General features: G+C 68.9%; 10 protein-coding genes. 7 read left to right on the top strand and 3 right to left on the bottom strand.

Translation table 11 applies throughout. The features are described from left to right. Positions 1-36: 36 nt before the first annotated feature. Genes K309_RS0121605 through K309_RS0121595 form a run of 3 tightly spaced genes read left to right on the top strand, consistent with a single transcriptional unit; the run spans position 37 to position 5,881 of the window. Positions 37-1,260, top strand: coding sequence for an efflux RND transporter periplasmic adaptor subunit (locus K309_RS0121605; RefSeq protein ID WP_029048363.1), 1,224 nt, complete (start codon positions 37-39; stop codon positions 1,258-1,260). Beyond that, positions 1,257-4,442, top strand: a complete 3,186-nt coding sequence (locus K309_RS0121600) for an efflux RND transporter permease subunit (protein ID WP_029048362.1) — start codon at positions 1,257-1,259, stop codon at positions 4,440-4,442. The genes K309_RS0121605 and K309_RS0121600 overlap by 4 nt, the downstream gene beginning before the upstream one ends. After that, positions 4,439-5,881: an efflux transporter outer membrane subunit gene (locus tag K309_RS0121595; protein ID WP_029048361.1), complete on the top strand. Its 1,443-nt coding sequence runs from the start codon at positions 4,439-4,441 to the stop codon at positions 5,879-5,881. The genes K309_RS0121600 and K309_RS0121595 overlap by 4 nt, the downstream gene beginning before the upstream one ends. A 56-nt stretch (positions 5,882-5,937) precedes the next feature. Here the strand turns inward: K309_RS0121595 and K309_RS0121590 are convergent, their stop codons facing one another. The 3 genes from K309_RS0121590 to K309_RS0121580 form a co-directional block, all read right to left on the bottom strand. Then, entirely contained in the window at positions 5,938-7,296 is a 1,359-nt protein-coding gene (locus K309_RS0121590) for an MATE family efflux transporter (RefSeq protein WP_029048360.1), read from the bottom strand. Then, entirely contained in the window at positions 7,289-7,804 is a 516-nt protein-coding gene (locus K309_RS0121585; protein ID WP_029048359.1) for a winged helix-turn-helix transcriptional regulator, read from the bottom strand. Before K309_RS0121585 ends, K309_RS0121590 begins: the two co-directional genes overlap by 8 nt. A 133-nt stretch (positions 7,805-7,937) precedes the next feature. Further along, on the bottom strand, positions 7,938-8,846 hold the full coding sequence (locus tag K309_RS0121580) for a LysR family transcriptional regulator (RefSeq protein ID WP_029048358.1): 909 nt from the start codon (positions 8,844-8,846) through the stop codon (positions 7,938-7,940). 129 nt (positions 8,847-8,975) lie between these two features. On the opposite strand from K309_RS0121580, the gene K309_RS0121575 reads away from it, so the two are divergent. The 4 genes from K309_RS0121575 (at position 8,976) to K309_RS0121560 (ending at position 14,173) form a co-directional block, all read left to right on the top strand. Then, entirely contained in the window at positions 8,976-10,469 is a 1,494-nt protein-coding gene (locus K309_RS0121575) for an acyl-CoA synthetase (protein WP_029048357.1), read from the top strand. Positions 10,470-10,518: 49 nt separating this feature from the next. Beyond that, positions 10,519-11,517, top strand: coding sequence for a Bug family tripartite tricarboxylate transporter substrate binding protein (locus K309_RS0121570; RefSeq protein WP_029048356.1), 999 nt, complete (start codon positions 10,519-10,521; stop codon positions 11,515-11,517). A 211-nt stretch (positions 11,518-11,728) separates the two neighbouring features. Further along, positions 11,729-13,222 (top strand): chloride channel protein, encoded by a 1,494-nt coding sequence (locus tag K309_RS0121565; RefSeq protein ID WP_029048355.1) that lies wholly within the window; start codon positions 11,729-11,731, stop codon positions 13,220-13,222. Positions 13,223-13,432: 210 nt separating this feature from the next. Next, positions 13,433-14,173, top strand: coding sequence for a hypothetical protein (locus tag K309_RS0121560; protein WP_029048354.1), 741 nt, complete (start codon positions 13,433-13,435; stop codon positions 14,171-14,173). Positions 14,174-14,186: the final 13 nt, after the last annotated feature.

Below are 14,186 nucleotides of genomic sequence, written 5' to 3'. Positions count from 1 at the left end.
GCCATGGTTGCTGGCGGAGGAGGTCACGTGAGGATAATGCTCAAAGGGTGCAGCGCGGCGGGCCTGCTGGCCCTGTTGCTGGTGGCGGGCTGCGGCAAGGAAAAGCCGGCAGCGGTGGCGCCACCGGCAGCCGAGGTGGGCGTCATCACCGTGGCGCTGCGCGACGTGCCGCTCATCTTTGATTTCGTCGGCCAGACCCAGAGCTCGCAGCAGGTGGAGATACGCGCGCGCGTCAATGGCTTCCTGGAGAAGCGGGTCTATTCGGAGGGTGCCCTGGTCAAGGCGGGCGAGACCCTGTTCCTGATGGATCCCAAGCCGTTCGAGGCCACCCTGAAGGCGGCCGAGGCCGAACTGGCGCAGCAGCAAGCGCGGCTGAACACCGCGCGCGCCGACCTGAACCGCGTGCGCCCGCTGGCGGCGCGCAATGCCCTCAGCCAGCGCGACCTGGATGACGCCACCGGCAAGGAGCAGGAGGCCGCGGCCGCGGTGGAGCAGGCGCGCGCCAATGTGATCAATGCCAGGCTGAACCTGAGCTACACCACGATCAAGTCGCCGGTCGCGGGCCTGTCGAGCTTTGCCAAGCGGCAGGTGGGATCCTATATCGATACCACAAACAGCCTGCTGACCTATGTCGCCAAGCTGGATCCGATGTGGGTCAACTTCAGCCTGTCGGAAAACGAGGTCCTGTCGATCCGCTCATCGGAGAAATCCGGCGCCATCAAGTACCCGGCGCAGGAGGCCTTCGACATTGTCATCGTGCTGGCCGACGGATCGGAGTTCCCGCACCACGGCAGGATTGCCTTTGCCGACGCTTCGTTCAGCCAGGAAACCGGCACCTACCTGGTTCGCGCCGAGGTCGCCAATCCGCAGGGGGCCCTGAGGCCGGGCCAGTTCGTGCGGGTCAAGGTGCATGGCGCGATGCGCACGCAGGCCATTGCCGTGCCGCAGGAAGCCATTGTGCAAGGCCCGCGCGGCCAGACGGTCTGGGTCATCGGCCCGGACAACAAGGCGCAGCAGCGCGTGGTCGACGTGGGCGAGTGGACCGGCTCCAACTGGGTGGTGCGCTCGGGGCTGAAGGCTGGTGAGCGCGTGGCGGTGAGCGGGATCCTGCGCCTGATGCCCGGTGCGCCGGTCAAGGCCGTGCCGGCGGCCCAGGCGGCCGCGCATGGCCCGGCCAGCGGCGCCCAGGCCGCAGCGGCACCGGCCGCCTCCGGCGCGGCCGCGCCCCAGGCAGCCGGCACCACCGGGGGCAAGCCATGAAGCTTGCCCATTTCTTTATCGACCGGCCGATCTTCGCATCGGTGCTGTCCATCATCATCACGGTGGGCGGCCTGGTAGCGCTGACCAAGCTGCCGATCGCCCAGTTTCCGGATATCACGCCCCCGTCCATCACGGTCACGACCCGGTACCCGGGCGCCAGCGCCGAAGTGGTGGCGCAGAACGTGGCCGCGCCGATCGAGCAGCAGGTCAACGGCGCCGACCGCATGATGTACATGAACTCGACGAGTTCCTCCACCGGCGACCTGACGCTGACCACCTATTTCGAGATCGGCACCGACCCTGAACTCGCGCAGGTGGACGTGCAGAACCGCGTCAACCTGGCACTGCCCACGCTGCCCGATGCGGTGACTGCGCAGGGCGTCTCGGTGCAGAAGCGGTCGTCGGCGTTCATGATGGTGATCGCCATCTACTCGCCGGACAACAGCTACAACCAGACCTTCGTCGGCAACTACGCCAACATCTACGTGCTGGATGCGCTCAAGCGCATCCCCGGCGCCAACCAGTCATCGATCTTCGGCAGCCCGGACTACGCCATGCGCATCTGGCTGCGGCCGGACCGCATGGCTTCGCTGGGCATCACCACCGAGGACGTCAAGAACGCGGTCGCCAACCAGAACCAGCAGTTTTCCGCGGGGCGCATCGGCCAGTCGCCGACCACCGGGCCGGTGCAGCAGACCTTCCCGATCGCCACCAAGGGCCGCATGACCGAGCCCGCCGAGTTTGAAAACATGATCCTGCGCGCGCAGTCCGGCGACGCCGCGCTGGTGCGCCTGAAGGACATCGGCCGCGCCGAGCTCGGCTCCAAGGACTACTCGCTGCGCAGCCGCTACAACGGCAAGACCGCCACGCTGCTGGCGGTGTACCAGCAGCCGGGGGCCAATGCGCTGGATGTTGCCAAGCAGGTGCGCTCCACGCTGGCGGAGCTGAAGAAGAGCTTCCCGCCGGGGCTGGAATACGAGGTCGCGCTCGACACCACGGAGTTCGTGCAGGAGTCGATCGACGAGGTGGTGCACACGCTGCGCGACGCGGTGATCCTGGTGATCCTGGTGGTGTTCCTGTTCCTGCAGAGCCTGCGTGCCACGCTGGTGCCGATCCTGGCCGTGCCCGTGTCGATCATCGGCGCCTTCGTCGGCATGAGCGCGTTCGGCTTCTCGGTCAACATGCTGACCTTGTTCGGCATGGTGCTGGCCATCGGCATCGTGGTCGACGACGCGATCGTGGTGATCGAGAACGTCGAGCGCAACATGACGGAGTTCAACCTGCCGCCCAAGGAGGCGGCCAAGAAAGCGATGGACGAGGTCAGCGGCCCGGTGGTCGCGATCGTGCTGGTGCTGCTGGCGGTGTTCATCCCGGTGGCGTTCCTGTCGGGCATCACCGGGCAGCTGTACAAGCAGTTCGCCATCACCATCGCGGTGTCGGTGGTGCTGTCCGGCGTGGTGGCGCTGACGTTGTCGCCGGCGATGGCGGCGATCCTGCTCAAGCCCGGCGAGCACAAGAAGAACCGCTTCTTCACCTGGTTCAACAATTCCTTCGACCGGCTCGTGGCCGGCTATGACAAGTCGCTGCAGATCGTGATCCGGCGCACGGTGATGTCGATTGCCATCATCCTGGCGATGGTAGCGGTCAGCGTGGTCATGTTCATGCGCATCCCGACCTCGTTCCTGCCGGTGGAGGACCAGGGTTACCTGTTCGGCGCGGTGGTGATGCCGGACGCGGCCAGCCTGGACCGTACCCAGACATTATCTGGCCGCGCGGAGACATGGTTCGCCAAGCAGCCCGGCGTCTCGTCGGTGGCGTCGGTCGATGGCTACAGCCTGATCGATTCCCAGAACAAGGCCAACGCCGGCACGCTGTTCGTCACGCTCAAGGGCTTCCATGAGCGGGGTGCCGGCCAGACGGCGACCGAACTGATGCAGAAGGCCCGCCAGGAGTTCTCCCGCTACCAGGACGGCGTCGTGATCCCGCTGAATCCGCCGTCGATCCCGGGCCTTGGCACCACCGGCGGCTTCGAGTTCTGGCTGCAGAGCACGGCAGACGGGACTTACCAGCAGTTGGAGCAAAAGGTCCATGAGTTCATCGCCAAGGCCCGCCATCGGCCGGAGCTGAGCGGCGTGAACTCCACGATCAATTCGCGCTCGCGCCAGTTCCTGGTCGAAGTCGACCGGGAGCGCTCCGAAACCCAGGGCGTGCCGGTCGAGAATGTCTATTCTGCGCTGCAGACCATGTTCGGCTCGCTCTACGTGAGCCAGTTCCCGAAGAACAGCCGCTTGTTCCAGGTGATCCTGCAGGCCGAGCCCGAGTTTCGCTCGCGGCCGGAAGACCTCGACAAGGTCTACGTGCGCAACCACAACGGCGAAATGGTGCCGATCAAGGCGGTGACCACCACCAGGTATGTGCCGGGGGCCGACATCGTCACGCGCTTCAACAACTTCCCGGCCGCCAAGGTCATGGGCGATTCCGCGCCCGGCTACAGTTCCGGGGAAGCCATCAAGGCCATGGAGGAGGTAGCGCAGGAGGTGCTGGGGCCGGGCTACGCCTACGCCTGGAGCGGCCAGGCCTACGAAGAAAAGACCGCCGGCTCCACCGCGGTCTACGTCTTCGCCTTTGCCTTGCTGATGGTGTTCCTGATCCTGGCGGCGCAGTACGAGAAGTGGTCGCTGCCGCTCGGCGTGCTGCTGGCCGTGCCGTTCGCGCTGTTCGGCGCGCTGCTCGGCATCCTGATGCGCGGCATGGAGAACGACGTTTACTTCCAGATCGGCCTGACCGTGCTGATCGCGCTGGCGGCGAAGAACGCGATCCTGATCTTCGAGTTCGCGGTGGAAATGCGCGAGAAGGAAGGGCTGAGCGCGTACGATGCCGCCATCCATGCGTCCAAGTTGCGCCTGCGGCCGATCATCATGACCTCGCTGGCGTTTATCCTGGGCTGCGTGCCGCTGGCCATCGCCAGCGGCGCCTCGGCGGCCAGCCGGCAGTCGCTTGGCACGGGCGTGATCGGTGGCATGCTCGGGGCGACGGTAATCGCGCTGTTCTTTATCCCGATGTTCTTCTGGGGGCTGGAGCGCCTGTCCGAGGGCAAGCCCAAGAAGGCGGAAAAGGCGGGCGATGCGCCGCAGCCGCCCGCCACGCCACCCACCACCCCGCCCGCCGGAGAAACGCTATGAGCCCACGTGCGTGGATGCTGGCGGCCAGCGTCGCGGCAACACTGGGCGGCTGTGCGATCGGCCCCAACTACCAGCGCCCGGAGACGCCGGAGGTGGCGCAGTACCGCCTCGACACCGGCGCGCTGGCGATCGCCGCCGACAGCGACTGGTGGAACCAGTTCAGCGACCCGGTGCTGAACGCGCTGGTGGATGCGGCGCTGGCCGGCAACTACGATGTCCGGATCGCCGCCGCGCGCATCGACGAATTCCGGGGCCAGCTGATGGTGGCGCGCGCCGGCTTTTTCCCGCAGCTCAATCTTTCCGCGTCGGCCGCGCGTCAAAGCATCGGCAGCCTGAACAGCACGCAGTTCGGCAGCGGCACCGGCAATACCTACCAGCTGCTGGCCAACGCCAACTGGGAGATCGACCTGTGGGGCCGCATCCGCCGGCAGGCCGAGGCGGCCGAGGCCAGCCTGTGGAATGCCGAGTATGCGCGCCGCGGCGTGGTGCTGGCGCTGGCGGCTTCCGTGGTGCAGGGGTATGCCACGCTGCGCGGGCTCGATGCGCAGCTCGACGTCGCGCAGCAGACGCTGGCATCGCGCGCGAGCGGGCTGGACATCTTCCGCCAGCGCTACGAAGGCGGCGTGATCTCGCAGCTGGAAATGGCGCAGGCCGAGAACGACTACTACGTGGCCGAGGGCTCGATCCCGCCGCTGCGTGCCGCCATCGCGCAGACCGAGAACGCGCTGTCGGTGCTGCTGGGCCGGCCGGCGGGCCCGATCGAGCGTGGCAAGCCGATCAACGAGCTGCAGGCGCCGCCGGTTGGCGCGGACCTGCCGGCCGCGTTGCTCTCGCGCCGGCCCGATGTGCTGCAGGCCGAGCAGGCCGCCATCGCCGCCAATGCGCAGCTGGGCGCGGCGCAGGCACTCTACCTGCCGGCGGTCAATCTGGGCGGCCTGTTCGGCGCCGTGGCGGCGTCGCCGGGCGCGCTGTGGGACAGCGCGTCGCGGGTGTGGGCCTTCGGCGCGGGGCTGACCCAGCCGATCTTCCAGGGCGGCGCCATCCGCGGGCAGGTGCAGACTGCGTCCGCGCAGCGCGACCAGGCCATGTTTGCGTACCAGGGCACGGTGCTCGCCGCGCTGGCGGATGTGAACAGCGCGCTAGCCAATGGCGTCGAGACCCGCACGCGGCTGGGCAGCCTGCGCCGGCAGGAACAGAGCCTGTTCATCTATGCGGACCAGGCCTTTGCCCGGTATGAGGGCGGGTATTCGAGCTACCTGGAGGTCACCAATGCGCGCGAGAAGCTGTTCGACGCGCAACTGGCGGCGATCCAGGGCCAGGTCGACGTGCTGACCAGCACCGCGGCGCTGTACAAGTCGCTGGGCGGCGGCTGGCCGTCGGTGCCGCAGGCCGTGCGCGAGGCGGGGATGCAGGGGGATGCGAAGGTGCTGGCGCGGTAGCGGCGCAAGCTTGCTGGCTGGCGCCGCAAGAGTTCTTCCTCTCGGCGCTTTCGCCCTCACCGCGCCGACCACTCCCCTTGCCTGACGCCCATCGCCGTCACCACGCCATAGGCGGTGATCCCCAGCGCCACGCCCAGGAAATGCCCGTCCAGGCCCATGCCGAACACATTGGCCAGCACCCAGCCGCCGCCCGCGGCCAGCGCGATCCGGCACAGCCCGGCCGCCACCGGCCAGCGCATGCGGCCGGCGCCCATCGAGGCGAAGTAAAGCGCCATCCCCAGGCCGAAGCCGCCGAACGCCGGTCCCACCCACGACAGTGCGCGCGCGGCGATGGCGATCACCTCGGCATCGCTGCTGAACAGGCTGGCAAAGCGCATCGGCGCCAGTCCCACCGCTGCGCCGGACGTGCCCGCGATCGCCAGCGCGAGGAAGGCGCCAACCCATGCGGTGCGGCGCGCCGTATGCCAGTCGCCGGCACCGACCGCGCGCCCGACCAGCGCCGTCAGCGCCGAGCCCACGCCGAACGCCAGCGGGATCATCAGGAATTCCAGCCGCGCCGAGATGCCGTAGGCCGCCACCGCCGCGGTGCCATGGTGGCGCAGCTGCGCGGTGACGAGGATGGTGGTCAGGTTGGCCACCGACGCCAGCGCGCACGCCACCAGCCCCACCGACAGGATCCGCGAGAACAGCGCCCACGACGGCTGCACCCGCAGCACCGGCACGAAGCCCGCGCCACCGCGCGCGACCACGATTGCCATCGCCAGCGCCGCGGCCCACGAGACCGCGGCCAGCGCCGCTCCGATGCCGGCCAGCCCCATGCCGGCGGGTTCGGACAGCAGCCACGCCAGCACCGGGAAGGCCACCCACATCAGCGCCAGCACGCGCGCCGCCAGCGCATGGCGGCCGCCGCCGCGCAGTACCGAGGCCAGCGTATTGGCCAGCCACGCCGGGATCGCGCCCGCGCCGAACAGCCAGATCGCATAGGTGGCAGCAGCTTCGGCAGCGGTGGCGCCGGCGACGGCGCCGAGCACGCCCCGCGGGAAGCCGGCCAGCACCACGGCAAAGGCCAGCCCGGCCGTGACCGCAATCAGCAGCGCATGCATCACCAGTGCCGAGGCCTCGTCGCGCCTGTTGGCACCCAGCGCCCGCGCGATCGCCGCGACCACGCCGCCGCCCATGGCGCCGGCCGACATCTGCTGCAGCAGCAGCGCAAACGGCAGCACCACCGCCCAGCCCGCCAGGGCGGCGGTGCCCTGGCGCGCGGCCAGCCAGGTTTCGATCAGCTGGCCCACGGCCTGCAGCACCGCGATCAGCGCGGTCGGACCGGCCAGGCGGCCGATGCGGCGGGCGAGTTCGCTGGCGGGGACTGTCTCGGCCGGTACGCTGCCGGCGGGCAAGGCATGGGTTTCACTCATGTTCGTGCTCCGCCACGTGGCCGATGGTGTCGGGTTCGCCGAAGCGGCGCCGCAGGAAGCGGCCGGCGCCCGGGCCGGGCAGCACGCGCACGTCGTCCAGCGTGATCGGCGTGCCGTCGGCGCGTGCCAGCGCGGGTTCGGCGATTTCCTGGCCGGTGCGGCGGTCCTGCAGCAGCGTCAGCGGACCCTTCTCATCGGTCATCCAGCGGTCGGCCCAGGCCTTGAGCGCGACATAGGCCGGGAAGAAGTCACGGCCCTTGCCGGTCAGCTGGTAGACATGGCGGCCGCCGCCCTCTGGCGTGACGCGGGCGAGCAGGCCGTGCGCTACCAGCGTCTTGAGCCGGGCGCTGAGGATATTGGGGGCGATGCCCAGGTTGCGTTCGAACTCATCGAAGCGCGTGCTGCCGTAGAAGGCCTCGCGCAGCACCAGGATGGCCCAGCGCTCGCCCAGCACCGCCATCGAGCGGGCGACCGGGCAGGGCATCGAAGTGAAATCGGTTGGGGGCATGGATGTCTCCGCCTCGCGGTGGTCAGCATGCTTGCATTTTGCAAGTTCCCTGAAGCATAGCTTGCAGAATGCAAGTCTGCGGACCCGGACAGTGCCGCCAACGCGTGATTCTGTTCGATCACCGGCCGCGCGGTCAGGGCGCGGCGAAGACCTCCAGCTTGCCCAGTTCGTCGCGCATGAATTCGATCAGCGCGCGCGTGGCCATCGACGGATGCAGATTGGGGGTGGTGATGATGAAGAGCCGGTTGCCCAGGCCCTCGGGCCGCCAGTCCGGCAGCACCGGCACAAGTTTGCCAGCGCGCACTTCCTCCCAGCCGATATAGACCGGCAGCAGGCCGATGCCGTGCCCCTCCGTCACCGCGCGTGCCAGGAACAGGAAGTGCTCGGATTGCAGCGTCGGCGTCAGCGCCACGTCGACGCGCTGACCCTCGCGGTACAGCGACAGCGCGAACTGGCGCGGCGTATAGGGCGGGCAAAGGAAGCTGCACCCGGCCAGATCGGGTGGCACCCGCACCGGCGGCATGGTCGCAAGGTATTCCGGCGATGCATACAGTTGCCAGCGGATATCGCAGATTTCCCGCGCCACATGGTCCAGCGGCGGCGCAGAGGTGACCTTCAGCGCCACATCGATCTCCGCCGCGATCAGGTCGTTGACGCGGTTGGCAAAGAACACCCGCAGCGTGATCCCGGGATGCAGCTTGGCAAAGCGCAGCAGCAATGGCGCGATATAGGCATCGCCCAGCCCGGTCGGCACGCTCACGCGCACATGGCCGCGCAGGGTCTTGCCCAGGCTGTCGATTTCCGCTTGTGCCGAACTCACCTCCTGCAGGATGCGCACGCCATGCTGGTACAGCGCATGGCCGGGCTCGGTCAGTTCCAGCCGCCGCGTGGTCCGGCGCAGCAGTTGGGCGCCGGCCTGGTGCTCGAGCTCGCGCAGCTGGCGGCTGACCTGCGAGCGCGTGACGCCGCGCCGCCGGCCCGCTTCGGCAAGGTTGCCGGCATCGACGATGTCGACGAAGGCCTGGATCAGGTTGAGGTCCATCCGGGATTGCCTGTGGGATTGTCGAGTCTGGCGCAACATTGTGATTCCGCTGCGCGTGATTGTCGATGCAGGACCGCGCCGATACAGTGGCAAGCTGTCAGTCAGCTCAGCGAAAAAAGGAGACAACGGATGGCCACGGACCTCTGGTTTGAAGACATGCACCGCAGCGCCGACGAACTGGTGGCGCGCGGCGCGCAACTCGCCGGCGGCCTGCGCCGGCTGGGCGTGCAGCAGGGCGACGTGGTGGCGGTGCTGCTGCGCAACGATCCCGCCTACGCCGACGTGGTTAATGCCTGCCGCACCGCCGGCTGCTACTACTGCCCGATCAACTGGCACTTCACCGCCGAGGAGGTGCGCTTCCTGCTGGCCGACAGCGGCGCCAAGGCGTTGCTGGTCCAGTCCGACCTGCTGCCCGCGGTGCATGAGGCCGTGCCCGCCGGCATGACGGTGCTGTCGGTCGGCGGTGGCGCCGAGGGCGCGATCGAGTATGAGGGCTGGCTGGCACAGCAGCCGGCGTATGACGGCCCGCGCGTGGCGCCGCGCGGCCACATGGCCTACACCTCCGGCACCACCGGCCGGCCCAAGGGCGTGGTGCGCGCTCCGGTCCCGCTGGACCAGCTGGAAGCGCAGCAGGCGCGCGCCCGTTCGCTGGTGCGGCAGACCTACGGTCTCGAGCCGGGCTGCCGCGCGCTGATGTCGGCGCCGCTGTATCACAGCGCGCCAAGCTCGTTTATCCAGAACGCGCTGCAGATGGCGGAGCGGCTGGTGATCACGCCGCGCTTCGATGCCGAGCAGGTGCTGGCGCTGATCGAGAAACACCGCATCGACGTGATCTACCTGGTGCCTATCATGTACGTGCGCCTGCTCAAGCTGCCGCCCGAGGTGCGCGCGAAGTACGACGTGTCGTCGCTGCGCTTCGTCGCCTCGACCGGCTCGCCGTGCGCGCCGGAGGTCAAGCGCGCCATGCTCGACTGGTTCGGCCCCATCATCTACGAGACCTATGCCTCCAGCGAGGCCGGCATGATCACCGTGGCCACGCCGGCCGACGCCGCCGCGCGCCCGGGCACCGCCGGCAAGCCTGTCGACGACGCGCAGCTGCGCATCCTGGACGAAGACGGCCGCGAGTGCGCGCCGGGCGAAGTCGGCCTGGTCTACGTGCGCCAGCCAGCCTATCCCGACTTCAGTTACCGCAACAACGACGCCGCGCGCAGCGCCATCGACCGTGGCGGGCTGGTGACGCTGGGCGACATGGGCTACGTCGATGCCGACGGCTACCTGTTCATCTGCGACCGCGCCTCGGACATGGTGATCTCCGGCGGCGTCAACATCTACCCGGCCGAGATCGAGCACGAGCTGGTGCGCTATCCCGGCGTGGCCGACTGCGTGGTGTTCGGCGTCCCCGATGACGAGTACGGCGAGCGCCTGCTGGGCCTGGTGCAGCCGATGCCGGGCGCGGAAATCCGCGAGGCCGACGTGATCGAATGGCTGCGCCAGCGGCTGTCGGGCTTCAAGGTGCCGCGCAGCATCGTGATCGAGCCGCAGCTGCCGCGCGACGAGACCGGCAAGCTCGCCAAGCGCCGGCTGCGTGACCGATACTGGGAAGGCCGTCAGCGGCGCGTTTAAGCGTACCGGGCGGCGCGGCAACACAAAGATAACCACAGGAGGAGACGCGATGCACAAGGACAACAGCGGACGGCGCACCTGGCTCGCCGCGATGGCAGCCGGCGCCGGATGCGCGCTGGCACTGTGGGGCGGCGCCGCGCTGGCCGCCTATCCGGACCGGCCGCTCAAGCTGGTGGTGCCGTACACGCCGGGCGGCTCGACCGACCAGTTCGGACGCGCGCTGGCCGACGGCATGTCGCGCCAGCTCGGCCAGACCGTGGTGGTCGAGAACCGCCCCGGTGCCGCCACCATGATCGGCACCAACAGCGTGGCACGTGCGCCCGCCGACGGCTACACCATGGTGCTGGCAACCAACGGCAGCATGGTGCTCAATCCGATGCTGTACAAGAAGATCACCTACGATCCGCCCAAGGACTTCAAGATCTTCACGATCGGCGCCGAGGCGCCGCTGGTGGTGGTGACCAATACCCAGGTGCCGGCCACCAGCATCAAGGAGTTCGCGGCCTACGCCAAATCGTCCGGCGGCAAGCTCAACTATGCGTCGGTGGGGTTGGGCAATGCGCTGCAGCTGGCCACCGAGATGCTGAAGACCGAGCTCGGCATCAACGTTACCCACGTGCCCTACAACGGCAGCGCGCCGGCGCTGGCGGCGCTGCTGGCCAATGACGTGCAGCTGATGGTCGACGTGGTCAGCACCTCGCTGCCGCATATCAAGGCCGGCAAGCTCAAGGCGCTGGCGGTCACCGGCCGCACCCGGCTGGAGGTGCTGCCCAACGTGCCGACCGTGGCCGAGAGCGGCTATCCCAATTTCCAGGCCGCGACGTGGTTCGGGCTGGCGGTGCCCGCACAGACGCCCCCCGAGGCGGTGGCCAAATTGCAGGCTGCGGCATCGCACGTGCTGAAGGATCCGCAGTTCCGTGCAACCTTCAGCGGGCTCGGCCTGATCGTGCAGCCGCCGCGCACGCAGGCGGAGATCGACCGGTACATCGAGGCGGACCGGGAGCATTGGGGGAAGGTGATCAAGGCGAATAATATTTCGCTGGATTAGGGATGCATGCGCTGGCAAGCGCTCGGCTTGCTCGCCTCTCCCGCGTGCGGGAGAGGCGAGCCTTCGCGGCCGGGCGGTAGTTTGCTCAAGCGCTCATGCCCGACGATCACCGGCCAGCCTTGGGCCCACGTCGCAACGATGGGCGTATAGTTCTCGCTGATTCCTGGCGCACCCCCGCACCGCGCCGAATGTCCCAGCAACGCCCCGTGTCATGACCGAGCGCGAGTCCACCGAACCCAAGAATGCCGATACCGCCGATCCATCGCCCACAGAACTGGCGCAGCATCCGGACGCTCAGGATCCCGCCGCACCGCCCCCCGATCCCCGCCTGATCGACGAACTCACCCGCCGCGCCCGCCTCGCAGCCCGGCGCAAATCGCGCCAGGCCGGCCGCATCTCGCGCACCACGCTGCGCTACACGGTATTCATGTTCGGCGCCGGCTTCGTCGGCCTGTTTTCGCTGGTGTTCGCGTGGATCGCCGAGGTGGCGCTGCGCTGGAACCACCAGCTGACCCAGGCCACGCCGTGGCTGGCCTTCGTGATGCTGCCGTTCGGCCTGGCCGCGCTGCGCTGGCTGACGATCCGCTTCGCGCCGCAGGCGCGCGGCAGCGGCATCCCCCAGGTGATCGCGGCGTTCAAGCTGCCGCCGAATGGCCCGGCGCAGACGGCGCTGGTGTCGTTGCGGCAATCGATGTGGAAGGTGTTGCTGACCACGCTGGCGTTGCTCGCCGGCGCGTCGGTGGGCCGCGAGGGGCCGTCGGTGCAGGTCGGCGCCGCGGCCATGCTGGCGTGGGGCCGTTGGTGCCAGCAGAAACTGCGCTTGCGCATCGGCTTCCATCCCAACGCGCTGATCGCCGCGGGCGCGGCCGGCGGGCTGGCGGCCGCGTTCAACACGCCGCTGGCAGGCGTGGTTTTCGCCATCGAGGAGCTGGGGCGCGGTACCGCGGTGCGTTGGGACCGGCTGGTGCTGTCGGGCGTACTGACCGCCGGCTTCCTGTCGTTGGCGGTGCTGGGCAACAACCCGTATTTCGTCGTCAAGGTGCCGATGCTGGTACTGAGCAACGCCTGGGGGCCGGTGCTGGTTTGCGCGCTGCTCAATGGCGTGCTGGGCGGCTTCTTCGCCAAGGCATTGGCGGGCGGCGTGCCCGGCCTGCTGCCGGCACGCTGGCGCGCCTGGCCGATGCAGCATCCGGTGTGGGTAGCGTTCGGCTGCGGGCTGGTGGTGGCGGTGCTTGGCGTGGCCACCGCGGGTGCCACCTTCGGCACCGGCTACGAGCAGGCCTCGGCGCTGATCAACGGCGAATCGCATGCGACGCTGTGGTTCGGCGTCGCCAAGCTGGTGGCGACGGTGGTGTCGTACTTTGCCGGCATCCCGGGCGGGATTTTCACGCCGGCGCTGGCCATCGGCGCGGGCATCGGCGAGAACGTGGCGCAGTTCGTCACCGGCATGGCGGAGCCGCGCGTGCTTGCGCTGGTATCGATGGCGGCGTTCCTCGCCGCGGCCACGCAGGCGCCCGTCACCGCCAGCGTGATCGTGATGGAGATGACGCGCACGCAGGACCTGACCGTGTTCCTGCTGGCGGCGTCGCTGCTGGCGTCGTTTATCTCGCGGCAGTTCTCGCCGCACCCGTTCTACCACCAGGTGAGCCATGGGTTCCGGCGCGAGGCGCTGGCGTTGGTGCTGGTGCGCAAGGCGCCGGCCTGAAGCCGCCGCCATTCGATGCTGCTGCATGTGCAGGAGCCGCCGGAGCGATCGGTTAAGCTAGCGTTCGCCCTCGATCCGCGGGCGTCCGGTGGCTTGCGCGGCACTCATGCCGCTGCCCTGTTGCCATGCGTGACCGGCGCCGCACCCGTCCCCAGGAACATCCCGGCGGTGGCGCGCTCCAACCCGGAGCCGTTTTCCAGGAGTCAGACTTTGAAATTCCCCGTTGCCGGGCTGGCGCTCGCCGGCCTGATGGGCGCCGCCAGCGCCATTGCCGCCCCCGCCGCCAAGCCTGCCGCACCCGCACCAGCACCAGCACCAGCACCGTCCGCCAAGGCGGACAACAGCGCGCTGGCGCCGCTGCTGGGCATGCTCGAGATCGGCAACCCGCTGCCTGCGCTGCCCGATTGCGCCGACAAGCGCTCGCCCGACGGCCGCGATGTAACCGCGTTCTGCGTGGAACTGAAGGGCGACGGCCTGGTGCGCCAGGTTGGCGTGCCGCGTGACAAGCGCCCCGGCTTCATGGATGGCCCGCACGTGGTGGCCTTTGTCGACCGCAATGCGCTGGTCGGCCTGGTGGTTCCGACCGCCGGCGCCAATTCGCAGCAGGCCGCCGTCGACAGCATCAACGCGCTGTATGGCAAGCCGTTCCGCCAGGAGCAGGAAGAGATGCGCGACAAGGCCGGCAAGACCGTCAAGACGATCCATGCCGGCTGGATGAAGAGGCCGCTGACCGTGGAGCTGTACGCGATGCCGGAAGACCCGGCCACCGGCACCATCGAGATGCTGCTGCCCCAGGCGCGCGCCCTGATGGCGGAAAAGGATGCCGAGGTGGACGGCAAGTTGAACCCCGCGTCGGCGCCGGCGGCGAAGGGCAAGGCCGAGAAGCCTGAAAAGACAGAAAAGGCGGCCGCCAAGCCGCCTGCCAAGCCGGTCAACCCCGGCAGCTGGTAAGCAGGGTGTGGCC

Origin of the sequence: Cupriavidus phytohabitans, from assembly GCF_000426345.1 — a bacterium.
Taxonomy (GTDB): domain Bacteria; phylum Pseudomonadota; class Gammaproteobacteria; order Burkholderiales; family Burkholderiaceae; genus Cupriavidus.
This window is presented reverse-complemented; position numbering and strand designations above follow the sequence as displayed.